Annotated in this window: 14 protein-coding genes; 8 read left to right on the plus strand and 6 right to left on the minus strand. The window is 50.5% G+C overall.

Annotated elements, in window-relative coordinates; all coding sequences use genetic code 11:
* The first annotated feature begins 144 nt into the window (after positions 1-144).
* From DESTI_RS20595 to lon, 4 genes are all read left to right on the plus strand, one after another.
* Positions 145-1,284, plus strand: a complete 1,140-nt coding sequence (locus tag DESTI_RS20595) for a DegT/DnrJ/EryC1/StrS family aminotransferase (protein WP_014811913.1) — start codon at positions 145-147, stop codon at positions 1,282-1,284.
* A gap of 175 nt (positions 1,285-1,459) precedes the next feature.
* Positions 1,460-2,185, plus strand: a complete 726-nt coding sequence (locus DESTI_RS20600) for a pentapeptide repeat-containing protein (RefSeq protein WP_014811914.1) — start codon at positions 1,460-1,462, stop codon at positions 2,183-2,185.
* Positions 2,186-2,207: 22 nt separating this feature from the next.
* Positions 2,208-2,648, plus strand: a complete 441-nt coding sequence (locus tag DESTI_RS30915; RefSeq protein WP_014811915.1) for a hypothetical protein — start codon at positions 2,208-2,210, stop codon at positions 2,646-2,648.
* Between the two features lie 574 nt (positions 2,649-3,222).
* Positions 3,223-5,670 carry an endopeptidase La gene (gene lon, locus DESTI_RS20610; protein WP_014811916.1) on the plus strand — a complete coding sequence of 816 codons (2,448 nt, stop codon included), beginning with the start codon at positions 3,223-3,225 and terminating at the stop codon, positions 5,668-5,670.
* A gap of 385 nt (positions 5,671-6,055) precedes the next feature.
* Here the strand turns inward: lon and DESTI_RS20615 are convergent, their stop codons facing one another.
* From DESTI_RS20615 to DESTI_RS20640, 5 genes are all read right to left on the minus strand, one after another.
* A complete protein-coding gene (locus DESTI_RS20615; RefSeq protein WP_014811917.1) occupies positions 6,056-6,841 on the minus strand; it encodes a hypothetical protein in 786 nt (261 codons plus the stop codon).
* Positions 6,842-6,864: 23 nt separating this feature from the next.
* Positions 6,865-7,590 carry a YjfK family protein gene (locus DESTI_RS20620; protein WP_014811918.1) on the minus strand — a complete coding sequence of 242 codons (726 nt, stop codon included), beginning with the start codon at positions 7,588-7,590 and terminating at the stop codon, positions 6,865-6,867.
* A gap of 41 nt (positions 7,591-7,631) precedes the next feature.
* A complete protein-coding gene (locus DESTI_RS20625; protein ID WP_014811919.1) occupies positions 7,632-9,560 on the minus strand; it encodes a TAXI family TRAP transporter solute-binding subunit in 1,929 nt (642 codons plus the stop codon).
* 247 nt (positions 9,561-9,807) lie between these two features.
* Positions 9,808-10,326, minus strand: a complete 519-nt coding sequence (locus DESTI_RS20635) for a response regulator (protein ID WP_014811920.1) — start codon at positions 10,324-10,326, stop codon at positions 9,808-9,810.
* Positions 10,327-10,475: 149 nt separating this feature from the next.
* Positions 10,476-11,039: a pyruvate kinase alpha/beta domain-containing protein gene (locus DESTI_RS20640; RefSeq protein ID WP_014811921.1), complete on the minus strand. Its 564-nt coding sequence runs from the start codon at positions 11,037-11,039 to the stop codon at positions 10,476-10,478.
* 563 nt (positions 11,040-11,602) lie between these two features.
* Between DESTI_RS20640 and DESTI_RS20645 the strand changes: the two genes are divergently transcribed.
* The 4 genes from DESTI_RS20645 (at position 11,603) to DESTI_RS20660 (ending at position 15,241) form a co-directional block, all read left to right on the plus strand.
* Positions 11,603-12,091 carry a GNAT family N-acetyltransferase gene (locus tag DESTI_RS20645; RefSeq protein WP_014811922.1) on the plus strand — a complete coding sequence of 163 codons (489 nt, stop codon included), beginning with the start codon at positions 11,603-11,605 and terminating at the stop codon, positions 12,089-12,091.
* A gap of 43 nt (positions 12,092-12,134) precedes the next feature.
* The gene (locus DESTI_RS20650) at positions 12,135-13,136 is read left to right on the plus strand and encodes a histone deacetylase family protein (RefSeq protein WP_083846986.1); all 1,002 of its coding nucleotides are present in this window, start codon (positions 12,135-12,137) and stop codon (positions 13,134-13,136) included.
* 30 nt (positions 13,137-13,166) lie between these two features.
* The gene (locus DESTI_RS20655; RefSeq protein ID WP_014811924.1) at positions 13,167-14,885 is read left to right on the plus strand and encodes an AMP-binding protein; all 1,719 of its coding nucleotides are present in this window, start codon (positions 13,167-13,169) and stop codon (positions 14,883-14,885) included.
* A gap of 134 nt (positions 14,886-15,019) precedes the next feature.
* Positions 15,020-15,241: a NifU family protein gene (locus DESTI_RS20660; RefSeq protein WP_014811925.1), complete on the plus strand. Its 222-nt coding sequence runs from the start codon at positions 15,020-15,022 to the stop codon at positions 15,239-15,241.
* Positions 15,242-15,584: 343 nt separating this feature from the next.
* Here the strand turns inward: DESTI_RS20660 and DESTI_RS20665 are convergent, their stop codons facing one another.
* Entirely contained in the window at positions 15,585-16,526 is a 942-nt protein-coding gene (locus tag DESTI_RS20665) for an IS110 family RNA-guided transposase (RefSeq protein ID WP_014809154.1), read from the minus strand.
* Positions 16,527-16,589: the final 63 nt, after the last annotated feature.

Raw genomic sequence — 16,589 nt, forward strand, 5'->3', positions numbered from 1 at the left:
AACACCGTATAATACATTTCGATTTTAAGAGAAAAGGCCTCTTCAGGTAATGGAGAGGTTTTTTTTTGCTCGTTGGAGTATCTTCTCCCCACATTCGGGATCTCATGCCCGCAGAAACATATCGAAAGAATAGAGAAGGCGTTCATGACTGATTTCGACGATAACCTCAGGGTACCGCTCTTGGATCTCGAGCCTATACATCAACCCATCAGGGAACACCTCCGGCAAGCAGTTGTTTCCGTTTTGGAGTCAAACCGTTTCATCGGGGGTCCCGAGGTCGAGCGTTTTGAACGTGAAGCGGCTGCATATTGCGGAGCTTCTTTTGCCGTGGGCGTCTCTTCCGGCACGGATGCGCTCATAGTATCGCTCATGGCGCTGGGCATAGGAAACGGGGATGAAGTAATAGTTCCGAGTTTCACGTTCTTCTCCACTGCGGGATCGGTTCGTCGGATCGGTGCGCAGCCGGTATTCTGTGATATAGAGCCCGGTACGTTTAATCTGGATGTCCGATCTGTGGAGCGCCTGATAACGAAACGCACCAAAGCTGTCATTCCCGTGCATCTCTTCGGGCAATGCGCCGACATGAACGCCATTGCCGGCATTTCTGAAAAATACGGCCTCAAAGTGGTTGAAGACGCTGCTCAAGCCATTGGGGCGGAATTCAACGGCCGCAAAGCGGGAACATTTGGCGATACAGGATGTTTTTCATTCTTTCCGTCCAAGAACCTGGGAAGCATTGGAGATGCCGGCATGGTTATCACCAATGATCCTGAGCTTGCAGACCGAATTCGCCTGCTTCGCGAGCACGGAGCAAGTCGCAGGTATTACCATTCCATGGTCGGTGGAAACTTCCGTTTGGACGCGATTCAGGCGGCAGCACTGACCGTGAAGTTATCTTATCTGGAACAGTGGCATCTGCAGCGCGTTGCGAATGCCGGTGCGTATTCCGCAGCGTTTGCCGATCTGCAGGAGCGAGACCTGCTTAGTATTCCGGTCCAAGCTCCTCAAAGAAAACATGTCTTTAATCAGTATGTGATTCGAGTGCGAGATCGAGACCGACTTCAGGAATACCTCGGTAATAAGGGAATCGGAACCGCTGTGTATTATCCTATTCCTCTTCATTTGCAGGAGTGCTTTCAAAATCTGGGATGTGCTGAAGGCAGTCTGCCGGAAAGCGAAAAGGCTGCACATGAGGTTCTTGCGCTCCCTGTTTTTCCCGGACTGACAGATGCCCAGAGGTCTAAAGTCATAGCGGCTGTCCACGACTTTCTGCAGGTACGTTGACATCGCCGGGGCAAGCCTTATGAATCCCGTGACGAGAATACAGATCGTTCTGCCGATGATATGTATTCCTGAAACTGCATTTGGCGGTCGCGCAGCCCCGTCACAGCCGTTCCCCGCCAGGGTCGGTCGTTCGCATTCAACGAAATGGTATCTGACTTTTTCTAGCTGGTGAATCTTGAATCGTGAGATCAGAAATCGCTTCTCGTCATCCGTGATCGTCTCCGGGGAGGCAGTATCGATCAAATCGTTGTTGCGGGAGAAGGCGCGGCCGGGAGACGATTTTTCCGAGGCAGAACTTTCACAGGTCGACCTGTCGTCATTGAATCTGTCAGGGATGAAATTCATGCGATGCAATTTTTCCCGAGCAAACCTTACGAAGACGAATTTTGCCGACTCCGATCTTACGGGGAGCAACTTGACGACTGCTGTTCTTGTTGCTGCCACGCTCACGGGAAGCGATCTCACGGAAACCAACCTTACCGGAGCCGACTTAACGGCCGCAGATCTGGTGAATTCCACGTTAATTAACGCAGACTTGTACTGGGCCCGTCTCACTCTTGCCACCCTGGACGGAGCAGATTTATCCCAGGCAAATCTCTCCAAGAGCGACCTCACTCTTGCCAGTTTGACCGGCGCCGACTTGTTCTGGGCCGATCTGGGAGGAGCAACCCTAGTCGGGACAAATTTGTCAAAGGCAGTGCTCACCGTGGCCAATTTGTCCAAGGCCGCCCTCATGATGGCTGATTTGTCGGGAGCAATACTAGCTGGAGCAGATCTCTCTGGAGCGGATCTGTCGGAAGCCAATCTGACCGGCGCGGATTTGAGTGAGGCCAACCTGCGTGGAAGCAATCTAGCCGGCGTAGACCTGGATGTCGTCGATCTGAGTAAGACTAGACGGTGATTCTCGAGAAACGGAAATTTGCATGAAGCACACCAAACGCTTTCGAAAAGTCCTCAAAGGTTTGGACGCAATGACGGTCTGGGTCCACGACATTGCGGAAGAAGTAGAAGAAAGTGGATTGCTGCGACAACACTTGCAGGATGCTCTTGTCATCAAGCTGCTCGATTCCGGTATAAGGGCTCTGGGAATAGGCAATGTGCCTGAACCTCCCGGAAACCCGTGGCTGAACGTGTACATTGCGATAACCGCGTCTGAGGATTTGTACCATTACCGGGTAACCATGCGTCTCGACGAAATTGTGAAGCCGGTGAGAAGTCACGATATCAGGACAATAGGGACTACGTGGGAAGTTGGAGCGGGTGGTTTCGCAAATCAAACTACTCTGCCCAGGAAGCTGGAAAAGGAACTCGACGCGTTGGCGGATTATTTCGTATACGATTATCTTCTCGAAAATCCGCATTGAATCTGCCTCATCAACCACATGACCAAAAAAACGATCCAGGGGGGACACGTCGTGGCTGAAACATAGGCAGTGCAATTGCCAAAAATTCTGACATTTATGCGCTCGGACACAAGATATTAGTGGAGACTGGCGTCCCTGCCGGTCCATTATATCGATATCATTGATCATATTGAAGATGTGCCGGCACAGAAGCGGGCACCCACCAACACTCCTATCCTCAATCGGACATTAATCTTGGTTAACTCCTATATGCACCCACGGCCGAGAATGCCAGTAATTTACCCGTGCAGGCATGTGAATCCGTTTGCTTGATTCATTGTAATACGTGTTCAGATGCTATTCGGTTGTGTTGAATTCAGAATAGCGAACTTAATATAAATTGTGAGCTCTATTAAATAACGATTTAATTTTGCAAACTAAAGTGTATGATTCAGTTTATTATAGTTTACGAAACATGCTGTCCCGGTTATCCATCTTGACTTTTCTATGAAAATCAGGTATGTTAGCCACATCAATCTTATAACATTTGTTTTACTCTAGTTCTATTTTCTCATGGGATGGGTGTGGCGTACACATGAACTCAGCCAAGTTGGTGGGAAATTTTCCTTCGATTGTGCCTATTCTTCCGTTGAGGGACATGGTCGTTTTTCCTAACGTAATGGTCCCGCTTTTCCTGAAAGGATCCCGGGTAGTCAAACTCGCTGAATCCGTTGCAGGAGTGGACAATCTCGTCGGCCTTTTCTACCAAAAAACTCGCAGTCGTCTTGGATTGGCTTCGGAAGAGATTTCTCTGGTAGGTACACTTGCCCGGATTCAGCAAGTCGTTCGGCTTGATAACGGTGGTATCAAGGCCATTGCCGACGGCGTATGCCGGATCAGGCTCGTCCGACAGACTCAGTCCGAACCGTATCTCATGGGAGAGGTCACTCGACTCGAAGAAGTGTCCGAGCCGCAGGAACTGCTGGATTCCTTTGTTCGAAGTGTGGCAGCGCTGTTCAAAGTCAGTCTCACATTAGGCAGGCCTGTCAGCGATCATTCCATGTCCATGGTGGAACGAGCGGACGATCCGGGTAAACTGGCCGATTTGATAGCTGTCTATCTTTCTCTGAAAGCAGAGATAAAACAGAATCTTCTGGAAATTGAGGATCCCATTGCACGGCTAAGAAAAGTCTTTTCGTACCTGCATGCGGATATTCAGAACCTGCAGCCTAAATTACAGGGCCTCGGTGAACCTGCTGCAAATTCGGGTCTCATGCGAAGACAGAGGGAAATGGGCTTGAGACATCAAATCCGATCCCTCCAGAAGGATCTTTCCGCTCCCGACGATCCTCATCTATCGGAAATCAAAGAATTCGAGGAAAAAGTCCGAAATTCCGGCATGCCTGACGAAGCCGTCGAAGTGGCAACCCGCGAACTCCAGCGGCTTGAGAGAATTCCTCCACATTCTCCGGAGTATACTGTTTCCCGGACCTATTTGGAGGTGCTGACCTCTTTGCCGTGGAACGTGACCACGCAAGATAACCTGGACATCAATCGCGCTCAGGAAATTCTCGAAGAAGATCACTACAATCTTCACGACGTGAAAGACAGAATTCTCGAGTTTTTGGCTGTGCACAAACTCAGGGAACACAATAAAGGCCCTATCCTGTGCCTGGTCGGACCTCCCGGAGTTGGCAAGACATCACTCGGCAGATCGATTGCACGTGCTCTGGGCCGAAAGTTTATACGCATTTCTTTGGGAGGAATGCGTGACGAGGCCGAAATCAGAGGTCACAGACGTACCTATATCGGTGCCATGACCGGCCGGATCATCCAAGAACTCAGGCGAGCCGGAACGCGAAATCCTGTATTCATGCTCGATGAAGTGGACAAAATCGGACAGGATTTCCGAGGCGATCCTGCTTGTGCCTTGCTCGAAGTACTGGATCCGGAGCAGAACAACGCTTTTGGAGATCATTACCTGGATATTCCCTTCGATCTTAGTAGTGTGATGTTTATTTGCACTGCAAACCAGTTGGACCCGATTCCGGCGCCTTTGCGAGACCGTATGGAGATAATTCGTATATCCGGGTACACGGACGAAGAAAAGCAGGTCATAGCGGAAAAGTTTCTCGTTCGCAAAGCAAAAGAAGAAAACGGCATTAGCGACTATCCTTTTACCATAACATCCGATGCCATCGGTTTTGTAATCAGGGGATTCACGCGAGAAGCCGGAGTCCGCAATCTGGAGCGCGAAATCGGATCGGTCTTCAGGAAGTTGGCTCGAGATGTGTCCATGGAACTCCCTCTCAGAGAAGAAGTCACTCCTCAGGTAGTAGAAGAGCTTCTCGGACCGCAACGCTTTTTCTTCGATCTCGCGGAAGAGACCGATCAAATTGGAATTGCCACAGGCCTTGCCTGGACAGAACATGGTGGAGACATCATTTTCATTGAAGTCACCGGGTTCAGAGGTCAAAAGAATCTCACCATGACCGGCTCTCTGGGCGAAGTCATGCAAGAGTCGGCCAGAGCAGCATTGAGCTATCTGAGAAATAATTGCAGTTTTTACGGATTAGACGATCATCTGCTCGGAGAAACCGATCTCCACATTCACGTTCCGGCAGGTGCCATACCGAAAGACGGTCCATCGGCAGGAGTAACCATCGCTGTGGCGCTCTCATCGTTTTTCACGGGCATTCCGATTCGCCGGGATGTTGCCATGACCGGGGAAGTAACCCTTAGAGGTAGAGTCCTGGCAGTGGGCGGTGTGAAAGAAAAGCTTCTCGCAGCGCGTCGTGCAGGCATTCGTGAAGTAATCCTCCCCAAGAGAAACGAGCCGCATTTACGAGACTTACCGGATTATGTCAAAGAGGGCATGATTCTGCATTTCGTATCTGATGTAGGCCAGGCTGTAAGAATTGCGCTCAATACAGACTTACCCGGAATTTGCGACGCGTTTTCCCCCGATCAGCCGATTTTGCCATTATTCCCCAATCAGGCAGGTGGCTACAGTATCAGCGCAAGGACTTCCGGGACTCATTAGGCCCCGAAGCCCCGGCATCCAACAGCGAGCCATTGCCGTCAATCTCCGTGTGGCCAAACCTATTGTGCAGCGACAATTCTGTTGGTGGTGGCCGGCGTCCCTGCCGGCCATTCGCACTTCCCTGAGGATACCGCTAGGTCATCCCCCTGTGGCCTCCTGGTCTCGGCCAACTCCTCGCAATGAACCTTTAATGGGAATTGTTGGGCTGGCAGGGACGCCAGCCACTACCGAAGAGGAAAAACTCTCGTCCTGTGATGTTTCGCAATATTCGGCAGACCTATCGCACCGGAATGAACTGGAGATTCCCTGTTCTCACCCCAAAGAAGCCCATTAGATTTCAGGACATTACAGAGAAATCCCCATCCTCATTCCCGTCCTTAAACAGCTATTTCCGTCGGAGAGCAGCAAGCCTTTCCGAGAGACTCGCATCCGGACCCTTTGTTTCCTGCGTCACGGTTTTGAGTGCTGCTTCTATATTGGCATCTTTCACCTGTGTTTCGGGGCTCAGGAGTTTTGCTTTCATCTCCGCGGCAGCGGCTGATGCCCGTGCTTCTTCAGCCTGCTTGTTCATGGCATTGAGAGCAACACCGAGGCTGGATGTCTCTTTCTTCAGACCTGCCAATTGTTCGGCTCTTTCAGCCTTGGCGTTTGCACGTTGCTGCTCGATTTCTGCGCGCTTCATGTCACGTTTGGCCTTATCGAGCTGCGCCCGCGCGGTTCTCACTTTCTGCGCGGCTGTTTCCGCAAGGCTCTTGAGTTCCTCATAATATTCACGCGCCTCCTCAGCTTCCTGAGCTTCCCTGTCCACTTCGGGTTTCATCTCTTCCAGATCCTGGAGAAGCTTTTCAAGGCTGGTGCCAAGCTCCTTGGTCTTTCCTTCGTCGCCGGATCCCTGCGCCGCTCCAAGCTGGCCGTTCAGGACGTCGGCTGCAGCTATATAGCGATCGTAGTTCTTCTGAATTGCTTCAGATTCGGCCTTTTCCCGATCGTACTGAGATTTGGCTTTTCCGGCCTCTATGGTAAGCCTGTCCAGTTCTTCGATCATTGTCTCGATCTCAGCCTGGGAAGCCGTTTCCGGGTCCCATGCCACTATTTTCTGGGTAATACTTTCAGTTGTCTGGTTGAGTTTGTTTCTGCCGAAATTCTTGAGAAATCCAAAAATTCCTCCCATTCCTAAGCCTCCTTGATCCTTGGTCAGATTACTTTGATCGATGCCGGTTGGAGCTCGATTCCCACCATGATCTGAACTGAAGCTCCATCTTTTTCACTCACTGCCGAGAGCAGCAAGTACTCGTCCAGGTTCTCGTTCACCTGGCGGCCGTAAAGCATGGAATCATACTTGACTGTTTCGCTTTCTTCACCCCAGGGGGAAAGATATACCGTCTCCATGTATTCCATGGGCGGTATCCGCGTGATTTGATTACCTTGGTCGTCCTGTTCCACGACCGTTTTTCGGTCGCTGTCCCAAACTCGAAAATACCTGGTGCCGTCTTTGATATCGAATATTTCGTATCCGATATATCCATCACGCTCGCCCAGCCAGAATTCCCAATCATCCGGAATCACTTCATCATAGGGCATGAAGAGCTTACATTCTTCCACAGTGTTCGTTCTGTCCGTTACGATCTGCAGCACGTAAACCATTCCAGACGCATCCAGGTAAAACCTGTGAACAACCGAATCACCCACAGGGAAATGCCCGTACGAAATCACGACATTCGCGTCGCCGGGATGTTTAATCTTTAGTTGATCACCGCCCAGAATGAAGTCAACCTGGGGAATCTCAACTATTCCGCTCATGCGAATGCCCAGAGGCAAGTCCTTGTCCACGCGTTCCCGACCGCTTCTTTGAAAGGATTCCTTATATTGGTCGATCTTCTTTTGTCCCATCCTTCTCAGAAGGTTCCAGGTTTCTGCCATATATCCTCCTTTGTGGAGTGTTCTGAAAGCAAATCAGCCGATCATTGAGTTCTATTCGCGAGCTTCTGAATGTCAGGTTTCACTGTCAAGATTGCTTTGGACAGTGCATCCATGGCTTCGGGACCGAACTTCCGAGCCCATTCGGTCCTCAACACGACAACCGCTTGGACGGCAAGAGTCCGAACATCACCACTGAAAAACCATCCTTTCTGAAGACTCGGATAAATGTCGGACTGAATTTCCGCGAACCGATAAATTGAATTCCCGTGCTTATCCGCTCTTCTGGCAAAATGACGGTCATCCAGAGTGACCAGCCGGAGATTTCCCGATTTTTCCGCTACACTTTCCGCTTTCTTGAGAAAATCACTGTTCAGGCCTCCCACAAAGAGCATGAGCGCTTTGCTGTTCTTCTGCACTTCGCTCAAGGCTGAATCATAATCCGAATACTGGAACGGTATCTTCTGGTATCGTTTATCCAAGTATCCGAGGGCTTCCCACGTCAGCGCGGTACCTGACCCCTTCGGTCCCACGAGGACGACATTCTTGGACGGATCGATATCCTGCACGGATTTTATCCCGCTATCCCTGTTTGCTATGAGTTGCGCATACTCCAGGTATAAGCTGCTCTGTTCAGAGATCAGGTCTTTTCCCTGTAATTTCTTGTCCATAATCGCCAAAACGTCGGATTGGACGATTGCCATGTCAGCCTTGCCTTCCGCAAGCATCCTCAAGTTGTCCAGAGATCCTTCCGTACGGATACTTTCCACTTGCAGCGTCTGCGCGGTCTCGGCGAGTTTCACGCCAAAACGGTCGTACCAGCCTCCTTCTCGGCCGGTTGCAATCCTCAAGACAGGTTTTTCAGGTTTCTTTGTCGCAAGCACACTTCCAGCAAGAGCTACTTCCGGAGGCACTCCCGGCGGCAGGTAAGCAGGGTCTTTCGGGGTACCCTGCAATGCTTTTACCTGCTTGTCCATTTCATCCAGCTTGGATTTCAGCTCAGGGTTATCTTTGGCAAGGGTCCCGACTTCGTCTCTCCATTTTTGAAATCCGGGATCGTTCCAATGATTGTACGCTGTCGCAGCAACACTTTTATTGCCGATATGGTCCAACATCCAGTAAAGGAACATGCCGCTGAACAGGCCGAAAGCGGGTGAGCTTCCGAAAGCATAAGACGGTGGGGCCCAGTTTTGTTGTCTGTAAAAATTGTCCCTGTTCCCGTAATAAGTGCCGTAATCAAACCCAGAGTAGTTCTTTGCCTTTTGATACAGGGGATTTGATTCCACACCCTCCACTTTGTACGCGGGTTTTTGGAATTTGCTCTGTTCAGCCTTGTACCTTTCGAGCGATTCCTGAGCCTTCTTTTTTTCGAGCTGGTTCACGGTCTGCCGGTCAAACCGGGATCCACCGGTGAACTTGCCCTGTTCGGGAGATGGTGACGGTTTTGTGTAACCTCCCGAGGTGCTCGCCCCCGGCCGTGAGACCTCAGCCGGAGTTGGTTTCGAATATCCCCCGGAACCGGAGCTAACCGATGGCGGTTGGCCTGACCCCAGGGAAGGTTTGGAATATCCCGAAGAGGACGGGGTCTGTGAACTTCCCGTGCCTGGATAGCTGAATTTCCCGGTTTCAGGACGAGGCGATACGGGAGCCCCTCCCCCCAGAGACGGTTTCGAGTATCCTGACGATGAAGAGCCGCTGCTTTGGGGAGGTTGCTGATACGCACCGGGACGTTGTCCGAGAGAAGGTTTGCTGTACCCCGAAGAACCACGCTCCTGGCCGAAAAGACCTCCTCCACTTCGATTCCATGTTTTCTGAGTTGGCGAGGACCAGGGAGCGCTCCTGCCGAACCCGGACCCTCGCGAGCCCGAAAAGCCCCGGCTTGCCGCTAAACCTTGATCCGCGAAGTAAGCGAACTGCCCGACAAGGAATACAGCGCTTACTAAGAGTATTGAGAGAAATCGTAATCTTTTCATGTAGAGTCAGTCCTCGTATAGGTACGACCACGCGAATTCGATACAGATCTGCGGAATGAAAGACTGCTCAGGGAATCTCACGTTGATTCTCTTTTGAATCCGCGTAGCGATATGGCTGATGTTTCTCACGGGCTTGGCCGCGTGTCAAGAGAGGCAAATTGTTGGGGATGCTAAAGAGCAGACTGGTAGGACGCCTTGGAGTCTTTAACTCCAATTCCTCATCTGAATCTATTCTTGCAGTAATACTTCAATTCTTGATGATCGTAGATTCCTTCATTTCCAAGGTCTTTTCGAAATTTTCCCAGAATTCTTTTTCCGATTTTCTCCAGTTCGGGCCGAACCGGGTTCCAAAGAATTCACCGAGTCTTTTGAGTGTCTTGAGCCAGGCTGACTCATAACTGAGGGTTTGAACATCTTCGAGGAAGGGGACAATGTGCTCTATGTCATCTTTGGGGATGTACGCTCGCGCTCCAAGTTCGATGGACTTTTTGAGAGCCTGAGGGCTCAGTGCATGTGCAGTAAGCATCACTACCGGGAATTTCTTGAGGACCGCGACTTCCAGGAGTTCAAAACCCCGAACACCCATGATGTCCAGAATGACCAAATCATAGGTGCAAGAAGTAAGCAACTGAATTCCGCCTTCGTAACTCAGTGCCCTGTCCATCTTGACTCCAAACCTGTCGAGCTCTTCCTCCAAAACATCGAGGATGTCAGGTTCATCGTCAACTGCCAGGATTCTCTTGCCCGTTAAAACGCTCTCCCCCATGTGCGCCTCCTGCTCGGCCGAGATGTGACTTACATACTTGTACACGCAAAAACATGCGTGTCAACCAGATTCAAGTAAATGCCACAATAGACAAATATTCACTTATATGAACTGCTTTTAGAGAATCTTGGATGACGATGAAACCGAGTCTACAGAGGTTTCGCCAAAATCTGTTTTATCTTTACATCAAAAAATCGATCGGACGGATGCGCCACCAGCACAGCGACGGTATCCGCGCCCCGTCCTGTTCCCGCCATGGCTACTATGTCCGGTCCTTCAGGTATAAGTCCTGCATCGCAAGCCTCCACAGCGCACTCTACACATACTTTTATTCCCTGGCAGAAGAGACGCAGGCTTTGCGCTACAATATAGGCAGGATAGACCCCCTGGTGTTTCTTCATGAGGGCTGCTTCTATGCCGCGTGACAAAATGGTTCCAGTGAAAATTTTCACCCCGCGATTAGTTAATTCCTGTCGTACTTCCAGTGGACACTCGTCCTGGTTCGGGCCCGCGTACCCGATATTGTGAGTGACTGCGACAATGTTTACGTCTTTTCCCTGGAGATACTCGGAGACAGCCAGCGCAGTCTGGCCTCCCGTAGTCGCAACTACGACATGAGAAAAGCCTTCGTTGACGAGGTCCGAGACAATCTCCACACATCTGCGGGTATTTTCTTTGCCCGGTTTTTCAAAATATTCAACCTGTCGAATCATCGTATACCTCCTGTAATGGCTGCAAAATAGCATCGAATCAATCTGAAGTCGTATCTTCATCTCTGAAATGCTCCATGAACGTATATAGCAAGTGCATAAAACAGTGTCCAATTGCGAAAAGTATTTCTCGTTAATTGGTAGGTGCCGTGCCTCCGTGCCGGCACATTTTTCAAATAAAAATCAACCGGTTCGGGGCCGGCAGGGACGCCGGCCCCCACCGTTCTTTTAAAGCACAATGTGTTCAAAAGTTCAGAAATTATGTCATCCGCTATAGTAAGCCAACCAAAAGTGCCGCCTCAAATGATTTGTTTCCTTTCGTTCGTACAAATCGGAGAAATATGGTAATCGCACAATCTTGAGTTAAAACAACGCAAATTCGACTTCCGGTATGCTATTATTAGACTACTGTCGTGATTCTACGGCATCATGCGGGTAAGATCAGAGCCACACTAAGTAACGGGACACGGGTCGCCAAAATTTCGCAGGCAGGAAAGGAAAACCGGGGGACCTTTTTTGACGAAGATGTCCTTTCACACTTTTCCTGAATGCAAACGGAATGGGAGATGACACCCGGTACGCTTGCGCAGTATCTTGATAAATTGGGAGAACCGTTCGAGGCAGGGTCGTGCTCGGGTACGAATGTATCGGACATCATAGAAATGTACGACGAGTTCACGCCCAAAGCGGTCACGCAAGGATTGCCCCCTGCCAACGCGAGTGCCCGCCACCGCTGGGTGGAAGCACTCTTTCAGACAGGCGACAATTTTGCTGCATGGAAACTGGGCAAAGTCGCCGGGCACAGCGTTTTGATCCCGGATCTTGAACGAAACGATGCCGAATACTTGATTTTCGTTCTCGGACAGTATCAGAACCGCGGAGTGGGGACTGTTCTGACGCGGATCGCTATCAATCGGGCCATAGCATTGGGAATTCACCAACTATGGCTTACTGTGGAAGCCTACAATTTTCGGGCTATACGCATGTACAAGAATGCCGGTTTTCAATTCTGTGATGAAGGCGACAGGGAACGAACCATGCTGAAAGAATTGTGAGGTTTTTTTGTTACCAATAGGGCTCATTAAAGACACTCGTTACATGGAACACAGACCCGGCCTCGTTCATCCGGAAAGTCCAAACCGGCTTCGGAGTCTCTACCGACTTGTCGATAAAGAGTTCAAGGATGTAGTAACATTTGTCGAGCCTCAAAGCGCTACCCTGGAACAATTGGAATTGGTGCACACACCCCAATATATAAAGCAGATCATGAGCACTGCCGGAAAAGAGTTCACCAACCTCGCTCCGGATACTCCGGTGAGCGCCAACACCTACCTTGCTGCGTGGCTTGCAGTGGGCGGATGTCTGAAGGCTTTGGAGGCTCTCATGGAAGGCCGCTTCAGGGCGTGCTTCTGTCTGGTCCGACCGCCCGGACATCACGCGTTGACGGATCGCGCCGGAGGATTCTGCATTTTCAACAATCTCGGCGTAACCGCCAAGTATGCCATAGAGACGTACGGCCTCAAGCGAATCCTTATCGTCGACTGGGACATTCATCATGGTAATGCGCTCCAGGATCTTTTCTACGGAGAGAATAGGGTTCTCTACTTTTCATCTCATTACCGCGGGTGGTACCCTCATACCGGCGACTGGGACGAATTCGGTGAATCTGAAGGCTTAGGGTACAATGTAAATCTGCCGGTTCCGAAGGAAATGACCGATAACGACATTATTCATGTCTACCGTGAACTCGTGGGTAGAATTGTTCGCAGATGGAAACCCGAGCTCATTCTGATTGCCGCGGGTTTCGATGCGCATGAAAAAGACCCGTTGGGACGAACCAGGCTGAGTGAAAATGCTTACGGATGGCTGATGCAGATGATTCTGCAGTTCAGCGATGCAGCGAAGAGCGCTCCGATTCTCCTCTCCCTGGAAGGTGGATACGATCTGTGGGCTCTGGTGAGTTCTGTGAGGGAAGTGCTTCGTGTGTTGACTTTCGAGGGCCGAAGGAACAGAATTCCTACGGTCAAGACGAAAGCAGGATCCGAACTTGTGGCAAAGGCATTACACCTGCACGGAAAATTCGGAATATGGGCTTCCTGACGCTTTGAGTTTCATGTAAACGAGACAGCAATGATCAAGGCCCGAGTCAAACCTGAAAATTCCAATGCAAATCTGAAATCGTACTATGACGCCTACAAGAGCTTTTCATGGGAACAGGTGAAGAAAGAGTTCACAACAGACCATGAAGGCTACGTCAACATTGCGTACGAAGCGGTCGATCGCTGGGCAGACAATCCTGCCACAGCAGACAATACGGCCCTGATTATCGAAAGGGCTGATGTTGTTGAGACGATCACGTTCAAAGATCTGAAAGAAAGATCGTGTCGGCTGACAAATCTGCTCCTGAAATTCGGGTTTAAGATCGGCGACCGTTTCTTCATATTCCTCCCTCCCTGCCCGGAAATCTACTACGCAATGCTCGCATGCGCTCGAATAGGCGTTATCTTTTCCAATTTGTACACCACCCTCAACTTTGAAGAACTGCACTGGAGATTCAACAACGCGCAGCCGCGAGGTATCATCACCCATCCACATCTCGTGGAAAGACTTCCGTCGGAATCATCCGAGTATCTCAAATGCATACTGCTTACAGACGGACCTACCCCCGGCCTGTTCCCCTCCGAAGTGGAACTGGAATCCATGATGCAGTACATGTCTTCCGAGCATTCCGTAAAATGGGTTGCCGAGAATACTCCTCTCTATTTGCTTTACACTTCGGGTTCCACAGGACCTCCGAAAGGGGTGGTCCACGCTCACCAGGACATGGCGGGACATCTGATTACTGCACGCTGGGTGTTGGACCTGAACGAGCGCTCTGTGTTATGGACTGACGGCGATCCTGCGTGGGTCACAGGTACGGTGTACGGAGCGTTTGCTCCCTGGTTGTGTGGAGCGGCTTCTGTTATTCAAGGTAATCCTTTTTCTGCCTCGAGTTGGTACAGGACCATCGAGAAATATAAGGTCAATGTATGGTACACCACTCCGCAGTCCATCAGGAGACTCATGGAAGCCGGCGCGGATTTACCCGGCAGGTACGATTTTTCCGATCTGAGGCATATTGCTACCGTAGGCGAGGCGCTATCACCTGAGCTGTTCTATTGGGTGAGGGAGAATCTGAAACACTCACCACACGACACATGGTGGATGACGGAAACCGGTATGATTTGCATCGCGAATTTTCCATCGCAGCAGATCAAGCCCGGTTCCATGGGTAAACCTGTTCCCGGGATTGAGGCTGCAGTTCTTGACCCGCAAGGCGAGCCTCTCTCGATTCTGACTCTCGGAGAGTTAGCGCTTAAAGTTCCCTGGCCTTCCATGATGCAAGCGGTGTGGAACGATGATGAACGGTTCGCGGCGTACTTTTCCGAAGAATGGTTCTTGACCGGTGACATGGTAATAAAGGACGAGGATGGTTATTATTACCATGAAGGCCGAAATGACGATCTCATAAAAGCAGGTCAGACATTTGTCGGGCCGTACGAAGTGGAGCAGGTACTGTGCATGCATCCGGCAGTTGCAGAAGCAGGAGCAATCTCGAAACCGAATGATAAGGGCAGAGTGGAGGTGAAAGCCTTTGTGAAGATCGCAAAGGGCTATGCAGCCTCAGTACGCCTGAATTACGAGATAAAAGCTTTTGTCAGAACAAACCTGCATTCCGAAATTCCCTTGGGAGAAATCGAGTTTCTGGACGAACTTCCCAGAACGCTTTCCGGTAAATTGCTGAGACGGGTGCTGAGAGCACGGGAACTCGGTTTGCCTTCCGGAGATCCGAAGAAACTGCGGGGCTGATATCGCGGATATCTTCACGCAATTACGGGTGTTAATCCATTTCACCGATGAACCCTTTTTTTGTTGGTTCGCATCAAAAATGGAGTATATAGTAAGTTCTTTTGACGTACGGAGCACGCTGAAAGGAGCACATAATGAGAGAGGAAATTCAGGCAGCACTTGATTTGGTCAGACCGCAGCTTCAGGCTGACGGTGGAGACGCGGAAATAGTTGATGTCACCCCGGAAGGAATCGTGAAATTACGCCTTAAGGGTGCATGCGGCGGTTGCCCCATGAGCCAGATGACCCTCAAAATGGGTATCGAGAGAATCCTCAAAGAACGCGTTCCCGCCGTGAAGAGTGTTGAAGCCGTCTAGATGAGCCTACGTTGAGCATTCCTGAATTCTCCATGAATTCTGCTCAATATAATTCGATTGCCTTTCTCAACCGGAATCCCGGACGAGACGGGTGCGACAAGTCTCGAAGTAACAAGAACCGAATCTCAGGCAGCAGGAATCGGGGTACCTTCCTGAACAGGTACCCCGATTTTACTTTCGAACCTGTTCACACGGATTTGCGGTCAAGATGCTATAGCAGTTGCCAAAATTAGTGACCGATTGAAGATTAGGAATATTGGTGGGTGCCGTGCCTCCGTGCCGGCACATATTCAATATGATCGATGATATCGATAGAATGGACCGGCAGCGACTGTGTTTCTTGTCAAGGAAAAACTACCTGGAAAGGCTGTTTTTTCTTGAGCATTGCGTTTAGGATGACGATCATCTTACGCATACAAGCCGTGATGGCAACCTTGAAAGGTTTTCCAGCCTCAATGAGGCGTTGATAGAAAGGCTTGATGACTACATTGGACGTTATGGCCGCGACTGCAGCCATATACAGGGTTGAGCGTACATCCGCCCGTCCACCCGAAATCTCGCGCTTGCCTTTCTTCTTTCCGCTGTCTTTGTTGAGAGGCGCCAGGCCGACGAGGCGACTGATTTCATGACGGCTGACATGTCCCAGTTCGGGCAGTTTTGCCATGAGCACTCTGGCAGTTATGGGGCCCACGCCTTTGAAGGTTCGGAGGAGTTCCTCTGTTTCACGCCACAGAGGCGATTTCCTGATAAGGTCATCGACATCTTTATCGATGTCTTCGATTTCCTTATCTAGGGCTGCTATGACCGTTTGAATGCTGCGCTGCACGCGATTGGAACGGGCTCGATGGAGGCGATTCTTTTCTGATGCACGCAAATCAACAAGCTGCTTTCGACGTGTTACGAGTTCCTTGATTTGCTTTTCGTCCTCCGTTGGCAGCGGCTTCGGTATGGGCCTAACCGTTTGGGCAAAGCGTGCCAGCACATAAGCATCGATGGCGTCTGTCTTGGCGAGTTTTCCGATGCCTTTAGCAAAGTCCCGCACCTGACCAGGGTTGACGACAGCGATCGGCAGGCCGGCGAGACCTAACTGGGCCGCAACGGTTATCTCGTAGCCTCCGGTGGCTTCCATCACGATTACCATGGGGGTCTCTGCGTGGAGGATCTCAATCAGCGAGTCGATGCCTTGAGTGTCATTCTTGACGGTGGTGTGCATGCCTTTTGGCAGCACATGCGCATCCAACTGATCTTTAGAGATATCTATGCCAACAAAAACTTCTTCATGCATGTGTAACATCCCACCCTTGTGGATACGGACTTCTCAACGAGTCCAGGCGACTGTTCGGGCTTT

The organism is Desulfomonile tiedjei DSM 6799 (genome assembly GCF_000266945.1).
Taxonomy (GTDB): domain Bacteria; phylum Desulfobacterota; class Desulfomonilia; order Desulfomonilales; family Desulfomonilaceae; genus Desulfomonile; species Desulfomonile tiedjei.

Excerpts from the sequence above, each read along its gene's own strand:
- DESTI_RS20615 (WP_014811917.1), bottom strand. The coding sequence starts at position 6,841 with ATGGGAGGAATTTTTGGATTTCTCAAGAATTTCGGCAGAAACAAACTC.
- DESTI_RS20620 (WP_014811918.1), bottom strand. The coding sequence starts at position 7,590 with ATGGCAGAAACCTGGAACCTTCTGAGAAGGATGGGACAAAAGAAGATC.
- DESTI_RS20665 (WP_014809154.1), bottom strand. The coding sequence starts at position 16,526 with ATGCATGAAGAAGTTTTTGTTGGCATAGATATCTCTAAAGATCAGTTG.
- DESTI_RS20650 (WP_083846986.1), top strand. The coding sequence starts at position 12,135 with ATGGAACACAGACCCGGCCTCGTTCATCCGGAAAGTCCAAACCGGCTT.
- DESTI_RS20640 (WP_014811921.1), bottom strand. The coding sequence starts at position 11,039 with ATGATTCGACAGGTTGAATATTTTGAAAAACCGGGCAAAGAAAATACC.
- DESTI_RS30915 (WP_014811915.1), top strand. The coding sequence starts at position 2,208 with ATGAAGCACACCAAACGCTTTCGAAAAGTCCTCAAAGGTTTGGACGCA.
- DESTI_RS20595 (WP_014811913.1), top strand. The coding sequence starts at position 145 with ATGACTGATTTCGACGATAACCTCAGGGTACCGCTCTTGGATCTCGAG.
- DESTI_RS20635 (WP_014811920.1), bottom strand. The coding sequence starts at position 10,326 with ATGGGGGAGAGCGTTTTAACGGGCAAGAGAATCCTGGCAGTTGACGAT.
- DESTI_RS20655 (WP_014811924.1), top strand. The coding sequence starts at position 13,167 with ATGATCAAGGCCCGAGTCAAACCTGAAAATTCCAATGCAAATCTGAAA.
- DESTI_RS20660 (WP_014811925.1), top strand. The coding sequence starts at position 15,020 with ATGAGAGAGGAAATTCAGGCAGCACTTGATTTGGTCAGACCGCAGCTT.
- DESTI_RS20625 (WP_014811919.1), bottom strand. The coding sequence starts at position 9,560 with ATGAAAAGATTACGATTTCTCTCAATACTCTTAGTAAGCGCTGTATTC.
- DESTI_RS20645 (WP_014811922.1), top strand. The coding sequence starts at position 11,603 with ATGACACCCGGTACGCTTGCGCAGTATCTTGATAAATTGGGAGAACCG.
- lon (WP_014811916.1), top strand. The coding sequence starts at position 3,223 with ATGAACTCAGCCAAGTTGGTGGGAAATTTTCCTTCGATTGTGCCTATT.